The 18,963-nt window shown below is 48.1% G+C and carries 21 protein-coding genes; all 21 read left to right on the top strand.

Annotated features, from left to right (window positions below; translation table 11 throughout):
- Positions 1-3: 3 nt before the first annotated feature.
- A complete protein-coding gene (locus EHQ17_RS04515) occupies positions 4-1,197 on the top strand; it encodes an RtcB family protein (RefSeq protein ID WP_135736144.1) in 1,194 nt (397 codons plus the stop codon).
- Between the two features lie 7 nt (positions 1,198-1,204).
- Positions 1,205-1,408, top strand: a complete 204-nt coding sequence (locus EHQ17_RS04510; RefSeq protein ID WP_135736143.1) for a hypothetical protein — start codon at positions 1,205-1,207, stop codon at positions 1,406-1,408.
- Positions 1,409-1,415: 7 nt separating this feature from the next.
- Positions 1,416-1,799: a hypothetical protein gene (locus EHQ17_RS04505; RefSeq protein WP_135595508.1), complete on the top strand. Its 384-nt coding sequence runs from the start codon at positions 1,416-1,418 to the stop codon at positions 1,797-1,799.
- A gap of 298 nt (positions 1,800-2,097) precedes the next feature.
- Positions 2,098-2,574, top strand: a complete 477-nt coding sequence (locus EHQ17_RS04500) for a hypothetical protein (RefSeq protein WP_135595509.1) — start codon at positions 2,098-2,100, stop codon at positions 2,572-2,574.
- Between the two features lie 178 nt (positions 2,575-2,752).
- Complete coding sequence (gene terL / locus EHQ17_RS04495; RefSeq protein ID WP_342776088.1) at positions 2,753-4,009, top strand: phage terminase large subunit; 1,257 nt, start codon at positions 2,753-2,755, stop codon at positions 4,007-4,009.
- A 97-nt stretch (positions 4,010-4,106) separates the two neighbouring features.
- A complete protein-coding gene (locus EHQ17_RS04490) occupies positions 4,107-5,501 on the top strand; it encodes a UBA domain-containing protein (protein WP_135595511.1) in 1,395 nt (464 codons plus the stop codon).
- Between the two features lie 187 nt (positions 5,502-5,688).
- Complete coding sequence (locus EHQ17_RS04485; RefSeq protein WP_246057392.1) at positions 5,689-6,723, top strand: hypothetical protein; 1,035 nt, start codon at positions 5,689-5,691, stop codon at positions 6,721-6,723.
- 567 nt (positions 6,724-7,290) lie between these two features.
- A complete protein-coding gene (locus EHQ17_RS04475; RefSeq protein ID WP_135595514.1) occupies positions 7,291-7,479 on the top strand; it encodes a hypothetical protein in 189 nt (62 codons plus the stop codon).
- Complete coding sequence (locus EHQ17_RS04470) at positions 7,479-7,838, top strand: DUF2190 family protein (RefSeq protein WP_135595515.1); 360 nt, start codon at positions 7,479-7,481, stop codon at positions 7,836-7,838. The genes EHQ17_RS04475 and EHQ17_RS04470 overlap by 1 nt, the downstream gene beginning before the upstream one ends.
- Before the next feature lie 2 nt (positions 7,839-7,840).
- Positions 7,841-8,914 carry a hypothetical protein gene (locus EHQ17_RS04465; protein WP_135595516.1) on the top strand — a complete coding sequence of 358 codons (1,074 nt, stop codon included), beginning with the start codon at positions 7,841-7,843 and terminating at the stop codon, positions 8,912-8,914.
- A 17-nt stretch (positions 8,915-8,931) separates the two neighbouring features.
- The gene (locus EHQ17_RS04460) at positions 8,932-9,342 is read left to right on the top strand and encodes a hypothetical protein (RefSeq protein ID WP_246057390.1); all 411 of its coding nucleotides are present in this window, start codon (positions 8,932-8,934) and stop codon (positions 9,340-9,342) included.
- Complete coding sequence (locus EHQ17_RS04455; RefSeq protein WP_135595518.1) at positions 9,335-10,312, top strand: phage minor capsid protein; 978 nt, start codon at positions 9,335-9,337, stop codon at positions 10,310-10,312. Before EHQ17_RS04460 ends, EHQ17_RS04455 begins: the two co-directional genes overlap by 8 nt.
- The gene (locus EHQ17_RS04450; protein ID WP_135595519.1) at positions 10,312-10,641 is read left to right on the top strand and encodes a hypothetical protein; all 330 of its coding nucleotides are present in this window, start codon (positions 10,312-10,314) and stop codon (positions 10,639-10,641) included. The genes EHQ17_RS04455 and EHQ17_RS04450 overlap by 1 nt, the downstream gene beginning before the upstream one ends.
- The gene (locus tag EHQ17_RS04445) at positions 10,638-11,180 is read left to right on the top strand and encodes a hypothetical protein (protein ID WP_135595520.1); all 543 of its coding nucleotides are present in this window, start codon (positions 10,638-10,640) and stop codon (positions 11,178-11,180) included. The genes EHQ17_RS04450 and EHQ17_RS04445 overlap by 4 nt, the downstream gene beginning before the upstream one ends.
- Positions 11,177-11,641 (top strand): hypothetical protein, encoded by a 465-nt coding sequence (locus EHQ17_RS04440; RefSeq protein WP_135595521.1) that lies wholly within the window; start codon positions 11,177-11,179, stop codon positions 11,639-11,641. Before EHQ17_RS04445 ends, EHQ17_RS04440 begins: the two co-directional genes overlap by 4 nt.
- Positions 11,638-12,507, top strand: coding sequence for a hypothetical protein (locus EHQ17_RS04435; RefSeq protein ID WP_135595522.1), 870 nt, complete (start codon positions 11,638-11,640; stop codon positions 12,505-12,507). The genes EHQ17_RS04440 and EHQ17_RS04435 overlap by 4 nt, the downstream gene beginning before the upstream one ends.
- A 14-nt stretch (positions 12,508-12,521) precedes the next feature.
- Complete coding sequence (locus EHQ17_RS19735) at positions 12,522-12,728, top strand: hypothetical protein (RefSeq protein ID WP_135595523.1); 207 nt, start codon at positions 12,522-12,524, stop codon at positions 12,726-12,728.
- 1 nt (position 12,729) lies between these two features.
- Entirely contained in the window at positions 12,730-13,287 is a 558-nt protein-coding gene (locus tag EHQ17_RS04430; RefSeq protein ID WP_135595524.1) for a hypothetical protein, read from the top strand.
- A 484-nt stretch (positions 13,288-13,771) separates the two neighbouring features.
- On the top strand, positions 13,772-16,708 hold the full coding sequence (locus tag EHQ17_RS04420; protein WP_246057388.1) for a hypothetical protein: 2,937 nt from the start codon (positions 13,772-13,774) through the stop codon (positions 16,706-16,708).
- Positions 16,705-17,541: a hypothetical protein gene (locus EHQ17_RS04415; protein ID WP_135595526.1), complete on the top strand. Its 837-nt coding sequence runs from the start codon at positions 16,705-16,707 to the stop codon at positions 17,539-17,541. The genes EHQ17_RS04420 and EHQ17_RS04415 overlap by 4 nt, the downstream gene beginning before the upstream one ends.
- A partial coding sequence (locus tag EHQ17_RS04410) for a hypothetical protein (RefSeq protein ID WP_135736142.1) occupies positions 17,541-18,963 on the top strand: 1,423 nt, incomplete at its 3' end. The genes EHQ17_RS04415 and EHQ17_RS04410, both read left to right, overlap by 1 nt.

Genomic DNA, 18,963 nt, shown 5'->3' with positions numbered 1-18,963 from the left:
AAAATGTGCATATCCGAATTACACGGTAAGAATGTTCCAATCAAACTTTGGACGAGACAAGAAGAGGTCGAGGAACAAGCACTCGGCCAACTGAAAAACATCGCAGAACTTCCGTGGGTTTTCAAACACGTTGCGGTGATGCCAGACGTCCACTATGGAAAGGGTGCAACCGTCGGTTCCGTAATCGCAATGAAAGACGCGGTCTCACCGGCTGCCGTCGGAGTAGACATCGGTTGCGGGATGATGGCCTCGAAAACAAACCTCACCTCAAAAGATCTCCCTGAATCCTTGAAACAGATCCGTAGTCAAGTCGAGAGAGATATCCCTGTCGGATTCAACGCACACGACGACGAAGTTTTTTCCAAGTTGTTCACAAAGGGGCCGAATGCGGAACTCGCCTCCCATCTCATGGGAAATTTTCCTTATCTCAGCCACACTGTCCAAGATCTTTCCCAAAAAATGAAGACTCAAATCGGGACTCTCGGAGGAGGGAATCACTTCATAGAACTCTGCGTTGACACTGAGGACAACGTCTGGTTGCTCCTTCATTCGGGTTCCCGGAACATCGGAAAAACTCTTGCAGAGCATCATATCGCGATCGCTCGCGGACTCATTCACAACGAAACTCTTCCAGACAAGGATCTTGCGGTTTTCCTGAGCGGGACTTCTGAAATGCGGGAATACGCTCGTGATCTTGCTTGGGCGCAACAATATGCCTACCTGAACAGAGTTACGATGATGGAGCTCTATAAGAACGCAATCAAGCGTTACATTCCTCACATGGAAACGACATTCGACGTTATCTGTCACCATAACTACGTGTCGGAAGAAACTCACTTTGGGGAAGACGTGATCGTAACCCGCAAAGGTGCAATTTCTGCGAGGAACGGAGAATACGGAATCATACCCGGTTCGATGGGGGCAAAATCCTTTATAGTGAAGGGACTCGGAAATCCAGATTCTTTCCACTCTGCTTCACATGGTGCAGGTCGTAGACTCTCGCGCAATAAAGCAAAAGCTCACTTCTCAGTCGAGGATTTGGAAAAGCAGACTCATGGGGTGGAATGTCGTAAAGATCTGGGTGTTCTCGATGAGATTCCGGGTGCCTACAAGGATATCATACAGGTTATGAAATACCAGGAATCGCTCGTTTCCATCGTGGCAGAACTAAAACAAGTTATGTGTGTGAAGGGGTAGGGCTATTATGAGCGATTTCGAAACTTTTGAGCTGGTCTCGGGTTATACGATTTTCTATACACTTCTCGGATTCTTTGCGATCTGGATTTTTCTTTGGCTTCCGCTGAAATGGATCGTGTTCCATTTCTTTCCCGATGATCCGAAAGAAGCCAAAGAAATCATCGTAAGACCTGTTCCACCTATCCCGAAGGGCGAGGACTATGAAGAATGAGGTTACAATGAGTAGAGAGGAAATATCGTTCAGTAATTCCGATATTGAGATCGCAAAAGAAATACGGAAATATACCGGAGTGGATTTAGAGACGGCCTGTCAGCGGATTCTTGAAGCTAAGGCTTGCGGCAATATTTCCGAACAAGATATCCAACTAAAAAAATTTTGGAAGGTGTATGAAGCCATTGGACTACCGAACTATTTACCTCCCGATCCGTATGGTCTCGCCTATGTGGATCGGAACGGAACGATCGTCACCTGTGAAAAAATGAGAGAACAATGGAAAGGAGGGAATTCCTCCCTGTTCCAAAAACGAGATCCACGTTGTCGATACTGCGGACGTCGGGATACAGGCTCCGCACTCTGCGCAGGTTGCGGCGCTCCACTCTGACCAATTCCAAAAATCGCTTTCCTTTTCTGTAAAACTGTGAAGTGTGAGATTGGAGACTCCATGAACAAACGTTCGAAATATTCGCAACGATATCGACGCGAAATAAAACGAGAAATGCTTTTCAAATCTTCACTCGAATTTATGGAAAGGTATTGGACCATCGAATGGGAACGTCGCGGAAAAGCGTTCGCAGAGCCCCTTTCCACCGATCCGAATTTCCATAAGAAAGACTTTTTCAAAATCACAAGATAAATTCCACTACCCAACGAACGATAGGAGATAAATAGGGATTCTTCCCGTGAGCAAAAAACCGACCAAACAAAAAAAACCGGGAAAAAAACCGGATCAAAGCCCACCGATCGGAAAAAACAACCCACCACCTGAAACGCAGTTCCAACCAGGAAATGACGGCCATGGAGGAGGGCGGAAACCCGGTTCCCTCAACTGGAAAACGGTTGTATCGAAACTCGGTGAAGAACCGATGCCGGAAAAATTCATCGCCAAACTTCGAAAGAAAGGCTGGATCATTCCGGCTAACGCAACCCGCCAGGAAACCCTTGTCATAGGACAATTCTACGCCGGTGCCGAAGGCGATGCGAAAGCGGCACTTTTCATTTCAAACCACTCCGGAGGGAATCTCGCGGAAGCGGTGGACCTCCTTAATAAACTCAATCTGGAAAAACTTTCGGAAACTCAGTTGAAACGTATAGCGAACGGTGAAGATCCTATCCAGGTTTTGATTGGCGATTTCCTCAATACTCAAAATTCCGATTGAGTTAAAGGCTAAGGTTGCCTTAGAGCTCAAACGCCGGAGAAAGGAAGAAGACACCGGAAGAAAACTCACCTTCCGGGAATGGATCGCGATCTATGCCTCGCACTTCAAATTCTACCGGCACACTGAAATCCTAATCGAACAGCTCCAACTCGTAGTCGAGGGGAAACGAAAACGGCTCATGATCTTCATGCCGCCACGACACGGGAAATCAGAACTCGTTTCTCGGCTCTTTCCGGCGTACGTGCAATACTATCGAAGCCGGTGGAACATCGGACTTTGTTCGTATTCAGCTTCGCTCGCTTTCACTTTCGGTCGAGTAGCCCGGGATTTCTTTATGAAATCCGGTGGAGAAGTCGCCACAAAGAAAAAAGACCACTGGTCCGCGTATCATGGCGGCGAGATGTGGTCGGCCGGCGTTGACGGATCTATAACCGGAAAGGGATTCCATATCGGGATCATCGACGATCCGCTCAAAAACTGGAAAGAGGCGAAATCTCCGACAATTCGTCAAGCTATCATCGAATGGTATCTTTCCACGTTCTACACTCGGAAAGAACCGGACGCCGCGATAATCCTGTGTATGACTCGCTGGAGTCTTTACGATCTCGCCGGCTGGATGCTTGAACAGGAAAGCGATGAGGACGGTGGAACGGAATCCTGGCACATCGTCAATTTCGAAGCACTCAAAACGAATCTGCATTTTGCATTCCCGAAATCCTGCACGCTCGAACCGGATTGGAGGAAAGAAGGGGAAGCGCTCTGCCCAGAACGTTACCCGGTCGCGGAACTGAACAGAATCCGGAAACGCCTTGGAACGTTTTTTTTCTCAGCCCTCTACCAACAACATCCAATTGCCGGCGACGGTGGGATCATCAAGAGGGAATGGATTCAGGAATGGACGGAGCTACCGCCCGGAAAACAAACAATCATTCAAACATGGGATCTCACGTTCGACGATACCGAGAACTCCGACTTCGTCGTCGGAGCCGTTTGGTGTAAGATCGGTCGTGGATGCTACCTTCTTGATCGCGTCAGAAAGCAGATGGATGTTATCGCGACCCGAAACGCGATCATCGATATGAAACGCCGGTGGCCGCTTACGACGAAAATATACATCGAGAAGAAAGCAAATGGAGCGGCGGTTCTTACCATGCTTCGAAATAAGATTCCCGGAATCGTTCCTTATGAGCCAGGCTCAAATTCGAAAGAAGATAGAGGTAGAGCAGTCTCGCCTGTCTTTGAAGATATGCGTGTCTGGATCCCGTTTTTCGCGGCATGGAAGGAGGAGTGGATTCGGGAACACGTTGAGTTCCCTTTCGGAAAACACGACGATCAGTTCGATACGACAACGATGGCCCTGGAAAAACTCGAAGGCACGTTAGCCGGAGGCGTGAGCCTAAATCTCGGGAACGCTTGGGGTAAAAAAATACGTTGACAAATGGAAAATCGTATTCCTAAACTGAATCCGTTCTCTCCTTTGGCATACCGTAGCCTCAGCGGTCCGTTACCATACGTCTTTCAAAAGGAAACGTATGTTCGGGATTAAAGCCAAGAAAGCAGGTCGCAAAATTCTACAAGCCACTGTCGAAGGCTTTCGATCGTGCGCGGAAATCCTCGGTTCGATCACTCGCTCCGATTCCTACCTCTCCAAAACCTACAAAACCCCCGAGTCCAAACGTCGCGCTTTACGGGCTAAATACGAAGCCGAAGTAGACAAAGGCTTCTCGCTCACCCGAACCGTGATCGATAACCTCGTCACCTGGATTTCCGGGAACGGCGTAAACGTATCGCTCACTTCGAAAGAAGACACGAAATTCAAAACTCTCCAAGACGACATCAAACGCTTCCTCGAATACAATAAACTTTATTCCTCCGGTTTTCAAAATCACGTTCGGAACGGCCTATTCGATTCCGAAGTCGCGCTCGACCTCACAAAAACCAAACACATCCTTTTCAATCGTGATTACGTCCGAGTGAAGTATCTCCGGAAAGACCTCTACAAATACGAAACCGTTCTCTCTCCGGAAGACAAAGAAACCGTAATCCAGCTCAAATGGAAAAACGAGAAGGGGGGGAAAGAACAATCTCTCGATTATAAGAACTTCCAACTCGTGAACTTCGGAAAAAATCCCAAACTTGGAAACATTCTTCCGGATCTCGACCGCCTGGATGAGATCCTCGAGAAATTCGCAAACTCAAACAACCTTTTCGGGATCCCGACTCCGGTCGGAAAAACTTCCACGATCGAGGATGCAGAGGCCACGATCCAGCTGATCATGACTCCTTTAAAACGCGACGAAGAAGGAAACGAGATTCCGGACGGAGATCCGAATTGGGAACCGGGCCAGATGATGATTTCGCCGGTAGAGTGGAAGTTCCTCGAACCATCCGGAGCGGGAGCGGAATCCTTCCTTAAGGAATTCAATGTCCGGATCCAGAAAGTCTCCGGTGCATCGGGAACGCCGATCCATCTTCTCGGTTTCATTTCTCTTTTCGGAACGAACGCCGGCGCAGAGTCAACGCTCGAACAAATCAATACAGCGATCACCGGGATCCGGGAAATCTGGAAAGAAAACCTCTACGAACTTATCATCAAAGCGATGCTCCTCCAAGGATATTCCATCGAGTTTCTCGAGGAGGCCGGAATCTCGATTAACTTGCCTTTCGCTACGATGATCCAACTTCAAATGATTGCGACCTATTGGCTACCACTCTATCAAGAAGGACTCATCGACCGTGATACAATGATCGAGATGTTCCCAGGAGTGGATCCAGAAGTTATCAAGGAACGCCTCGAAGCAGAGGGCGAGAAAAAGAACCAAGCCGCTGAATCGGATTTTTCGAATCAGAACCAAGATCCTAACCAACAAACCACGAAACAAAAAGCAGGAACGAAAGAGAAAATGAATCACCTTGCCGCAGCTTAAACTCCAAAGTTTTTCCCTCCCTGATAACTTCATAAAGGACCACCTGTCCGTTTCCGAATTCGAGAAACTCAAAACGAAGTTCAAAACCCCATTCCTAAAAGCATGGATCGCAATCCAAGAAGGCCTTTCGAAACCTTTCTCTGTAACGGAAGGCCGTGCCATTGATATCAACTGGAAGAAAGAGGCGGTGCAATCCGCACCCCTCAAACCGGGGATTCCGTTCTTTGAAGGTCACGGAAAAGACAACTCCAAAGACGGCCGCATCGAACACGGAGAAATCGTAAAGATCATCGATCTCGAAATGGATGGCAAGATGACGAAAGCAATCATCGGAGCGTTCCCCGAATCGAAGAAAGCCCTCGTTCAAAAAAAGGATATCGTATCCATGGAGTTCGACGCGGACGTAGACGAAGACGAAAGCGCTTCTCCAGTCGCAGAGTTTATCGGCAAAACAATCGAAGCCATCTCGGCCATTGCCCTCGGCGAATCATCCAAGGATTCACCCGGATTCCCCGGCGTTCGAGCTCTCTCAGAACTTCAAGCATTCACACCAAACACAACGACAGAAAATCCAAAAGGAAAATCAAATATGCCCACAATCGAAGAAATCCTGGCCGCGCTGAATACCGACATCGTCCGAAGCTGGATCACAAAGAACAAAGATGTCCACGTAGGAATGGTTTTTCCCGAAGACCGTTACATGCCCGATTTTATCGAAGATGAGAACGCCAAAGGGACCGGGAAGGGCCACTATAAGAATGGTGAGAAATCCATTCGTAAGCTCCTGAACGACCATCAGGAGAAGGTCAATAAGGCCATGACTGACATCGAAGCGGAGAGGAAAGAAATCACGCTTCGCACAGAAAGAGCGAACGCAACATCTTCGGTTTTAGAATCTGTGAAGGGAAAGAAACTTCCTGAAGCCGTTCGTAAGGAATTGGAATCCCGAATCCAAGAGCTCGACATGGAGACATACAAAACCGATAAGACGAAAGCGATCTCCACCTTTGTGGATAAGGTAGTCGAATCGGAATTGAAAGTCATCGCTCGCCACCAAGGCGAAGCACAGGCAAAGAAACTTCGTGAGGATTGGTTCAAGGATTCTAAAGGGAAGGAAACTCCTCAAAAAGAATCCACAGAAACAAAAGACTATCTTGAAGAAGAAGACGAGGACGAAGAAGAGTCCGAGAATTCTCTGTCTCTTCCGAAAGACGAGGACTGATTTTTGAAGGCTGCGCGCATACGAAAGGTCGTCGATTTAATTGACGACGAAACTCAGGCGATTATCCAAAAAGATTTTTTGGAACCAACGGAAGAGCTTTACGGTTACGAAGAGGGAGAGCAGGGATTCTATCGCGCGCGATTCTCCGATGATTATAAGAATTTTTCATTTCCGGAATTTGAGAAAATTGAATACCTCGAGATCGAATGTCTTTGGAACGAGAGTTCACTCATCGAAGGAAGTAAGATTGTAAAAGGAAAAAGAGCTCCATTCACGTTCCGTCTAAATGGGAACCCGGTCGAGATTCCGGATAACGGATATTTCGCGAAGAGCGGCGGAGTAAGTTCAATCGAAATTCGACCAGCGGATCCAACATCTATTTCCGAAACGGAAGAGAAAGAAGTAAGATTTCGGATCCTTCTATGTGCCAAATAAAAGAATTGACGCATTAGAAAAATTGAGTGTTTATGAAACATCTGTACGGGCAGTCATCCCGCCTCGGTGTATTGGGCACCTTCTCTTCTCCCAAACTCGTTTCCATACGTTACATCAACATCGAGGTACCGTATGGGCCAATTATCTCTAAACGACTTCGACACAAAGCTCAATCCGGTTCGTGAGGATCTACGAGAAGCCATGTCCAAACCGGCTTCTTCCGAGACACCTAACGAGGCGAAGAGCCCGAAGTCTCCAAAAACGAAAACCGAGGATGAAACCAAACCGGCTTCTTCCGAGACACCTAACGAGGCGAACTGATGGCTAAAATTATCATCGATCCTCAACCAGGTGAAGAACCCCAAGCACAAGTTACCGCTCCCGTCGGCGGCCTCGTAAAAGGGCAGGTTATTAAATCCGGAAACATTCTCTATGCAGCTTACGCATACGGGAAAGCCGGCGAAACAGTGACCGCCCACCTCGAGGCAATAAAAGCCTTCGGCACGAAATCGAATCCCGCGGATGTATTCGCACAATTCGACACTCTGTATTGGGCGGGTGACGGATCCGGTCTGACGAAAACAGCTTCCGGAAATACAAAATGCGGCATTGCTCTCGAAGCATCCGCGGCGAACGAAACTGAAGTCCGTTTTAGATTTAACGGCCTTCTCGGTATTTAAGAATGGCTGATTTACTAATCGAGGAAGGGGAAGAGAAAAAATTCTGGCTCGCTCTTCAAGCCTTCAAGGATCCGAGAAAAGACGCGGAACTCCGAATCAAAGCGAGAAAAGACATGAACAAGCTCCTCGACCACTTCGTAGGTCGTCCAGAGCGTCTCGCAAAAAAGAAGCTCCAAGCCTTCAAAGGGAACAAACAAAAGCTCCAAGCGTTTAACGGCGGAACTGTAAAAGGCGATCTTCCTGAATTGTTCACCGATAACGTGAGCATCTACGTTGATTCGGACGCAGAAATCGACCTGTTTTACAACGCGATCTTTGACCAAGTCCCCACTACGCCCGGTCTCGATTATTTCGAGATTGCAAACATCCATTCCGGAATCGTTTGGAAACGGCTCGTGGAAGGTGAGAGAGTGGAGATCGGTGGGATCACCGGCGATGCGATGCAGGTAAAACTGAATCGTTTCGGTGCGGCTCTCGGAGTGAACGACGACACGATTCGTTACCGTAAAATTTGGCGCATCGTAGACGCGGCGAAGGAATTCCGTTTTGCCTACTATCAACTGATGGGAGACAATCACGGAGCTCTTTTACATGGCGCGGCCGCCTTGGGTAGATCCAACGGCTACTACCAGGCATTCTCCACAGTTGCGGGGCTTTCAGAAACGGAAAACTATATCCGTCTTTTCAACCTTGGCTGTGCGAAGGTAGCAGAGAAGTTGAAAACTCGTCCTTACGGAAACATGTCGAACCCGAGTCTTGTCGTTCTCGCTTCTCCAAAAAAGAAATCTGTGATCTCCAAAGTGATGAACACTTTGATCCAACCTATCCAAGGTTCTAAACAAGCCTTAGATTGGAGCATCAATCCGCTCTACACTTGGAACGGAAAGGCCATTCCAGACGAAAACAAGGTAAAGATCATCCTACCTGGAAGAAAAATCCAAATGGGTATCGAATCCGAAATGGAAGAATACGCCGTTACGGATCCTTTGACTCTGAACTACGCTCTCGCAAGATACTCTTGGAGAGGAGCGGGAATCGGAGACACTGATCAGATTTTGGAACTGGATCTGGCGTAAGAACCGTGATCGTAACTTTGAACGAAGCAGACTCCTATAATCGCGCCCGGGATCGGGCCGATTGGGAATCCAAATCCACCGAGCGACGCCGCGCGCTTCTTCTCGGTGCTGAGGATGATGTTCTGATTCACCCAAAGTTACGAATTCCGGAGCAGGACCGACAATCCGAAACTCTGAAAAAAGCCGTGATCGAACTCGCGTATTTCCGAATCAGCGCTCGATCGGAACGAGACCCCTCTCTCGCGGGAGTGAAATCCAACGATTACGAGGAGAATTATTTCTCTCCGAACGTCTTGAAAATGGCGAACGCTGACGGATACCGGAATTCGAACTTTCCTGAATGGCCGGATCGTGTTATCAACTTACTGAAAACGTGGGAAGTGATAACTCCGCTTCGTAGACCTTTGAGGACTCGATCTAATGGCTAAGGAACCGGGCGAAGGCTGGGAGTATAACTTCGAAGGAAGAGGGAAGAAGGTTGAAAATCCCTTCGACTCTTCCCGTTTGAAAGAGGAATACAAGCTCCTCCTTTCCAATTTCAAGACTGTCCAGAAACGTCTCGACAAACTCGTGAAGACTGCGATCGAGAACGGGAGCTCCTCTCAAAGGTATTGGAGCGACCGGCTCTTGCAGGCGAACGCGATCCTCGACGATCTGGTACAGATTTGGAAAGATGGATTCCCGAGCCTCGCTGAGAAAGGTTTCGTTCAAGGAACAACTCTCGCGGACTTCGTTCTGAATTCAGACCGAATCTATAGCCGGCTCAAAAGAGATCCACGGTTTTCCGGGAAATTGAAACGGATCCAAGGTCCGTTCGTTGACGAAAACGTCGTGAACGCAATTTACGAAGACTCTCTTTCTTACCTCGAGGCGGCCGCCTCCGGAGGAAAGAAGAAGATCGAGTCCGTGTTTAAAGCGACGAAACAGAAGGTCATCGCGGAAGCGAAGATCAATCGTCAACTCGCAGAAGGAATTTTGACGGATAACAACTGGAAGACCGCAAAGGATAATCTGGAAAAAACATTCCGGAGAAAACTCAAACGAGACGGGATTTCGGACGGGAACTACCTCGAGATCAACGGAAGAAACTACAACGTTTCTTCCTATTCGGAGATGCTCACGCGCACACGCCTGCGGGAAGCGCAAACCGCGGGTGTTCAGAAATACGCCGAGCATACCGGAAACGATCTCGTTCAAGTTTCCGATCACGATACGCTTACAGAAATCTGCAAGAAGTTCGAAGGACACATCTATTCCATTTCAGGAAAATCTAAGAAATATCCGAAGTTGGAGAAGTGGACTCCGTTCCATAGGAACTGTCTTCACGTCATCGTGATTTTCTTCGACGTGGTCGAGCTCCTCGGATTCAATCCGTATCCAGACGAGGAGGCGGCCTGATGCAAAAGTTCCTCATCAATGCAGAGATCCAGATCCAAAGGCCGGTTTACGACAACGATAACAATATCGTTCCGGGAACAGACAAGCCCTATCCCGTCAAAGTGAACCTACAAGCAAGTTCAAAGATTCTGATCGGGAAGGACGGAGGCGAAACAAAGGCTTCGTATTTCATTCTTGTCGCCGAAGAAGAACTACCGGCCGCATTGCCCGCTACGGAAAACAAAGGTTGGGAAGTAAAACTCCCAGGAGAGACGGACTGGTTCCAGGTTCACGATGTGAAGCCGCCAGCCGGAAGGTATCTAAGGAACGTTCAATTCTATGTTGCATGACGTTCCAAATTCGATTTGATTTTTCGAAACACATCGCCGGCCTAAATGCGTATAAAGAAGCGTTCCAAGAAGCCGCGAAAGAGACCTTAGAACAGGACGTCGGACCGTTGGTCGTAAATGATGCGATCAATAAGGAACCGAAACCGTTCCTCGACACCGGGTTTCTCCAAGGTTCCTCCACGATCGGAGTTTATCAAAGAAAAGCGATCGAGAATCCTCTTTCGAAAAAAACAGTCCCGGAAGATTCGAACACTGGAAAAGTCTATCTTCCTTTCCCCATAGAAAAACTCAAACGGCTCGGTCTACTTATCGGATTCACTGCGAAGTATGCGGCCGCGCTTCACGACAATCCGGACGCGGTTCCAAGACCCGTGTCTCAACGAAAAGACGTAAACGGTAAACCGATCGTTAAAAAAGCGTCCATGGTAGGAAGAGGGCCGTTCTGGCTCTCGACGAAAATCCAAAGATATACAGGTCCGGTTTACCTTCCTGTTTTCGCGAAAGGAATTTCTAAGCGTATGGCAGGGAGGCACTTTTGAGAAAGTATCTTGACGTTACTCCCATCTTCACTTTTCTTTTGCGGTCTCGTTTACCCGCTCTTGCTTCGCGGATCTATCAAGATACGGTAAACGCAAATACTCCAAACGGGTTCATTCTCATTCAGAGAAGACCGGGTAACGTCCCGGATCTCTACTCAGTAAAACACACAACGCAATCGTTTAATATTATCGTTCAAGACTTAAACGAAAAACTCGCTCGACAAACTGCATTCAAAATATACAATGCGGTTAGAGAGGAATTCAATCTCCTCTTGGACGTTCCAGCGTCTTTACTGGACTCGGAGGGTGCCGGCCTTCCTTCAACTCCTCCCGGAATCGTTCCCATACGTTTAGCTCGAATCAATCCGATCGATGAGCCGTATTCACTCGGTCTTCTCGATAAAGGATTCTTTCAGTTTTCGCTCAACTATAACGTAACAGGGAGATTCCTCCAACCATGAGTTTAATTGTAGACCCGATTCCCGGTAACGGCGGGATGAACATCTTCGGGCAGAAGGACGGCAAAGTCGGACCTCTGCGCGCATTTCACCGAGTAGAACCGCAACCTCTTCTCGTTCCAACATTCAGCACAGGCGGAGTCACTTCGAATTCCCTGGCAACCTCCGCGGATCTCACAGCGAAGTTGAGTCCAGGGGATTATCTTCGACTCGAAACAACACCAAGGCCAACACTCATTTTCATCAAAGAGATCGACACGACCACGATTCGGATGGGAAATCCGGACGTAGAACCTGACGGCACTCGCGCGGATCTTATCATTTCCGTTCCCGCACTCACGACCGGAAGGAAGTGGGAACTAGTCGATATGGGAGAAACAACCGAAGACGGTATCACGATCAAGTTCGAAGAGAAAGTCGCTCCGATCAAATTCGCCGGCCAGGGCGAAAGCGAAGCGAACCATTTCACAAGTGGGGTTGACTGGTCCATTGCTCTGGCACTCGGGGAATTGAGTTTGGAAAAACTCGCTATGATTATTCCGAGAGCTGCGATTCCTACCCGAGACACCGAAGGAGAAATCGAAGCGATGTCTTTCGTTCGTCCGATCGGATACAACTTCAAAGCAAACGCGAGAAGATTTTCCGTCGTTGCTTACGGAGAAGGCGAAGCGATTTCCAAAAATCCAAGAGACCGTATGGACTTTTGGTTGCTTCAGTTCAAGTTTGCTTCCGACCAGAAACGAAACGCTACGAGCCAAGTTGCGCTCACCCTGGATGCAATGGCGTATCCGGACAAACGTCGCACGATCAACGGCCGTCCCGTGATCGCATCTATTAACCCCGAAGCCGTCGTTTTCGACGTCGCGTAAAGGAGACTCTACCAATGGCAGAACAAACCAACACTTCCCCTGAAATAAAGGGGAAGAACGAAAAGGCGGAACTAAAATATCCGGATTGGATCGAGGATAACGGCTTTGGAACTTTCAAAGTTTGCGATCGGGAGAAAAAAATCCTGATCCATCGTGGATGCGGTACTCGAGAAGAAGCCGTACAAGAAGTCGAGAAGTATCTCAAGAAAAGGAAGAAGTAAAATGTCAGAGGACCGTCTCTATCAATTCAGAGCAGAGCCATTCAAAGTAACTCTCATTCGTCCGGATGGAACGGCATATCCGATTCCAACCTACGACGGAACCGGGATTTTTAGAGCGGCCCAACTCGACAGGATTACGGAAGACTACCAAAGAAAGACGAAGGAAATCGATGATCTCAAAGGTGAGATCAAACCTTTCTCCAAACTCGACGCAACCAAACTGAACCCGGAACAGGCGGACCTGCTTGATCGCTTTCGAAAAGCGGGAATCGAAATCTCCCGTTATTATTTCGATTATTGTAAGGCCGCTCTTCCAGATTTAGAAAGGCATCTTCCTGAATTGGATCTGATCCCAAAAGATCAGATCAACGTTTTTGTAACGTATCTCGTAACCGCGACCCTCGGAGGAGATTCCGGAAAACCGGAAGTAGCTCCGAAAACGCCGGAAGAATACGTAAAAAAAAACAGAAAGAACAGGCGGAAAAAGAAGAGAACGAAATTCAACGAATCATCGCAGATGAACGGTTCCGCAGATGGAAATACTCAAAACAGGAAATAGATTCCTGGAATTCTTACGGGAGGATTTGGAGATATAAAGCTGCCAAGATTGTAGATAGTGAAAGACGTTTTGAATACATAAACGATACTCTCGCCGCATCCGGGATTTCGGACAAAATCTACAACGAACACTTTTACGAACTTCAAAGTTTTTACGACAAAATGCTTTCTTTGCCAAAAATTCTACGGGAGATCAAAGAGGCGAAACCGATACCTTCGGCCGACCTTCTCGATATCTTTGAATGAGTGGATCTTCCGCCACAGTTGAATCCGTAGTCGCGGGTATCGAATTTGATAATGCGCCATTCGATTCCGGATTCCGTCAAGTTTTGTACTTGGTAGGTAAAGGCGGACATGCGTTCACCGATCTTTCTAACAAAGGAGAAAACGCTTTTGAGAAGATTAAGAAATCCGTAAGTAAATCCGGAAATACTTTAAACGATTTCCGGACTCGATTGGAGAGACTCCAAGGGATCTTAGGAAATTTGAATGTCGATTCGAAGCGAGCCGACAAGATCCGGGAAGAAATCAAGAAGACGGAAGCCGCCATCGCCAAGGCGACCGGAACGATTCAAAACGAATCGAATAAAGCGAAAGCATCGTGGCGCGATCTCCTCCAGGTGCTCGGTGTTTCCGTCGCTATCACTGCAGTAAGCGGCATGGTCCAGGGCGCTCTTCAGGTTTCCGGTGCGTATGAAAAATACCGCGCCGTTCTAAAGAATACTCTCGGCGACGAACAGAGAGCGGCCGCGTCGATGAATATGATCGCGGTGCTCGCGGCAAAAACTCCATACGGAGTAAACGAACTTACCTCCTCTTTCATCAAACTCGCAAACCGCGGAATCGTTCCGACGGAAAAAGAACTCATAAAACTCGGGGACATTGCCGCTTCACAGGGCAAGTCCTTCGATATGATCACCGAGGCCGCGCTCGACGCGATGACCGGCGAGTTCGAACGACTTAAAGAATTCGGGATCCGTGGTTCTTCCGCCGGCGACAAGGTCACTCTCTCTTTCAAGGGAGTTTCCAAAACCGTCGAGAAGACGGACGAAGCTATCACGAAAGCGATTCTTTCCTTCGGAGAAATGAAAGGCGTTGCCGGATCGATGGATGCAATTTCCAAAACCTGGGAAGGGCAAATCTCCAACCTGCTCGATACGATCGACGCTTTGAAAAAAGGAATCGGTGAAGACTTCGCGGATATGGCGAAAGCCGCGGTCGAGAAGGTGAAGGAAATCCTCGACGCAATTTTGAAGTGGAGATCCGAGAATCCTGCTCTCTTTAAGACGATCGTACAGCTTACGGTCGGATTGACCGGTCTTCTTTCCGTAATCATGGGAGCGAGTGGTTTGATTGTAGCCGCGAAGATGGTCGCTCCTGTTCTCACCTCTTTGGGAATTTCTTTCAACGCAATGCTCGGACCAGTCGGGCTTTTGACCATGGCGGTCATGGGACTCGGTGCCGCGTTTCTTTATATGAAGAACCGAGCGGAGGAAGCGGAGAAGGCGCGCAAGGGAGCAATGGACGCGGCGAATGCGGAGATGGTGCTAACGAGAAAATTAGAAAAAAACGAAATAGATAGTCTAAAATATTTAAAGGAAGAAGGAAGCAAGTTAGCCCACGGAAGAGGGGGCAACATAGAAAAATACAAACGTACGATTGACGACCTCATCCTCAGCTTAAAGTCCGCTGGAATTTCTGGAGCACAACTAAAAGGGATTGCTGGATCAGACGGGAACTTCGCCGACAATAATCGAATCGAAAAATTATTAAAACTTAACGAAGCGTTAAAGAAAACTGCCGGCGGCGCAAAAGGATTCGGAAAAGAAAGCAAAGAGGCGAAAGCAGACCTCGACGATCTGATAAATTCCTATATTAAAATGGAACAACTCTCAGAGAAGGATTTAAAATTCTCTGTTTCTTATGACGCAGACAAATCCGAAGAGGCATTTGCCGCAATGAAAAAACTCCGCGATCTCGGCGCGGAAGTAAATCGGCAAGTTACGACTGATAAGAACGGGAAAGTTCAGATTGAAGTTGAGGCAAAGTTTCCAGATGGAACGAACGCGACAAAAGACAATTTAAAGAAAGCTCTCGGATCTGCCGCCACTCCCGTTAAACTTCCCGTCGAGATCGAGCCAAAACTAAAACCAGTTTCGGCTGGAATGTTTCAACCGCTTATCGATGCCGCTTCGCTCTCGTCTCAAACAGTGAAATCTTTCTTTGAATCGGATTTCGGCAGCGCTCTAAAAGGTGCTCTCGATGCAGTCGGGCAGATCGCTCAACAGGCTGTCGCAGTCATTCAAGCAAAAGCACAGTTGGCTCAAGCGAAAGCACAGAGGCTTGTTGCAATCGCCGGATGGATTTCCGAATTTTTTGATAAGCAAGCCGAGAAAGAACTCCAAAGACAAACGGATCTCATCGATGCCGAGATCCAAAAGATTAAAGATAAGAACGATGCGATTCTCGCGGAAGAGCAAGCCTTCCAAGATAAGCGCGAGGAGATTGAACGCGAATATCGTAACCGGAAAAGAGTAGAAGAAGACGCGGATTTTCTCGCCGCGATAGAGAATCGGCAAGCAGAATACGAAGCTGACAAACTCGCGATCGAAACTAAACAAGCGGATGAAGAGCAAAGACAAATCGATCTCTTGAATCTTCTCGAAGCATTCGAACAAGATAAACTCTCTATCAAAAACATGTTCGAAGCGGGTTACGAAGCTGACCATCAAGCTGCTCTCGACAATGTGCAAGCGCAAGAGGATGCGGCGGCCACAAAGAACGCGGCTACTCAAAAGGCGCTCGCAGAAGAACAAAAGAAACTCGAAGCCGAGAAAAAAGCGAGAGAAGACCAGGCCGCGAAAGAGGCGGAGGAACGAAAGAAAAAATTCGCTTGGCTTGAATATGGCGCGAATCTCTACGCCTTCAATGCGGGAAAGATGGCCCAACTTGCGCAAATAAAAATGACCATGGCTATGGGTGTGATGAATGCGATCGCTGCCGGCGCACAGATGGCCGCAACGATTCCAATAGTCGGGTGGGTTCTCGGACCTGCACTTGCGACCATGTTGACCGGAATGGTTTTAACCGCCGGCTCCGCTTCGATGTCCGCAGTAAATATGACCCCTCCTCCAATGCCTCCCGTCTTCCGTTATGGCGGACCGATCAACGGACCGGCTCATGAACAAGGCGGAGTAAACATCAACGCGGAGGGTGGCGAGTATATGATCAACAAACGCGCCACCGCTCGTCATTACGATACTCTCAAGGCAATCAACGAAGGAAGAAGCGTTGGCGGCAACACAATCAACAACGTGAACGTCAGCGCAACAAACCAAATTTACGGAATGGATTACGATACGTTCGTAGACCGCTTCTGCTCCGACATCGTCGGAAGGATCAAGTCAGCCATCGCCGCATGAACTATTTAATATATAACAGACATGGCGAGTATCTGACGGAACTCCTCGAAGAAATCGAGACCGAATCCATGAGGCCCGTCCATTCAGCAATCGAAACCGGTGGAGACTTCCGTGAAAAGATGGGAGAGTTCGGATCCGTATTCATCGGGGACGCCAAACAAAGTAAAAGAGATTTCACCCTCAAATTTGCGTATGCGAACGGAAAGCCCCGCGACCTGGATGCGAGGATCGTTATCAATGAAATCGGCGCGTTCTTTTCAGAACCGGAAGAAGACGGAGACTTCTGGATCGAAGACATCGAGAATCAGATCCGTGCCAAAGTGATGACCACAACAATCGATCCGAAAACCGGAGAAGGGCTGGAGAACCGGATCATAGACGGAGAGATGAAATTTCGTTTGCTTGACGCTCTTTGGGAAAACTCAAAACCAAACATCGAAATCTTTCCTTTGAACAACGAAGAGTTCAAAGAGTTTTCTCTCCCGAGCTATTCCGTCGCTGTCAAACCGATATTAGAAATCAAAGCGCTCAATCCGAATCCGGACTTCGCAATCGATATTGGAAGGCTCGACAAAGCAACCGGAGAGTTTCGCGGAAGTCAATCCGTAAGGATCCAGCAAATCAATTTCAACACGGACGATCTCATAACGATTGACTGCGTAGATGGAAAAGCCCTCCACAAAAAAGCGGGAACAGATATAGTTTCCGAAAATAAATTCATGATGACAGACGGCGGATGGATGTCAATCGGCCGGCGCGATCGAGCCGTCCGTTACCAGGGAACGGGAAGCATTGAACTGACTCTAAAATTCCGTCCGAGGTTTTACATATAATGGGTTTCGCGGTAAAGAACATAGCGCTCCGCGGACTCGGTGCATTCGGTTCCCGGATGTTTTCTCAACAGCTTCCTATTCAAACGTTCGAAACCTATGAGGATCCGGGGAATTCTGGTGACGGTAGAATCGACGTTTCCACAATTTCGGGAACTCTACTCGGATCAATTCCGATCAACGTACAAAATACGAAGTGGGAAAAGCTCCGTTACGAAAACGATCGTCAAGGTTGTCGCGACATCACTTTCCAACTCAACTCAATGCCGGACTTCCCGATTGAGCGATTCACTCGTGTGAAGATTACAATCGAAGGGGAAGACGCGTGGGGAGGATATGTTTATAACTATCCGACCGAAGGTTTCGATAAAATTCAGAAACTCGAATTCAAAGGATTCGGATATCGGGAACGATTAAAGAAAATCAAAATAAAGCCCGCTCCCGGAAAACACCTTTACGAAATTCAAAAAATCGAGATCGCAGGAGTGAACGTGATCATCACGCTCAACGTTCCGGTGCACGAGTCCGTCATCCCTGGAAATTTCTTCTTCGTCACGGACGCATTCGATACAAAAAACAACGGCCGGTATAATGTGATTTCCACGGGCGGAAATCAAATCGTAGCGCTCAAGCCGGACGGTGTAGCGCAAACGATTCCTCAAGGACTCCTTACCGTTATCCCAACGGTATGGACGGAGCCCTCCGCACTCATGTCCGACGTCGTGAAACAAATCGTTTCTGAATATTGTACAAAGGCAAAGGGAATTTCCCGATCAGTTTCCCGGATCCAGAATTCAACGGGAATTCTTTTGGGTGGACGGCTCGACTTCGAGAAGATGACGATCGCTCAGGCTTTCGACAAAATCCGAGAAGCTGTTCCCGGTTGGTACCTCTGGGTGGATCCGAACGGCCTCGTAGTGTTCGGGCCAGATCCCCCGAACCTGATCGATAAAATTTTCGCTCCGGAAGAAGCGAACTTCGAGAAAGACGAAGACCTCGACGAAATCGTAAATCACGTCGAGATCAACCGCGCGAAAGATCGGGACGACGAAAACAAATCCTGGGGTCTGGCCGCCTGGGCGGAAGATCCGACTTCGGTTACGAAGTGGGGACTCCTCGAAGACGAGATGGATGTCCCGAATTATTTCGACAAAGAGATCTGTCAGATGATCGCAAACAAACGCCTCGCGGAAAAAAAAGATCCGGTGGAGCGGTTCTCTACGAAAATGATCCGGTTCAAGAACTGGAAGTTCGGAAAGTATTCTCTCGTTTCTCCGTGGGGATTTTACAAAAACATTCTCACCGACTTGGACGACCTTTCTGGCTGGAACATCGCTCCAGAAATTTCAGTATCATTAAGTGACGAGGTTCTTGTTACCGGATTCAAATCCATGAAACTCGGAATCGGTTTGATATCGGATGGTA

Source organism: Leptospira gomenensis (assembly GCF_004770155.1).
Classification (GTDB): Bacteria; Spirochaetota; Leptospiria; order Leptospirales; family Leptospiraceae; genus Leptospira; species Leptospira gomenensis.
Note: the sequence above shows the minus strand (reverse complement) of the source record. Positions and strands in the feature narration are given on the sequence as shown.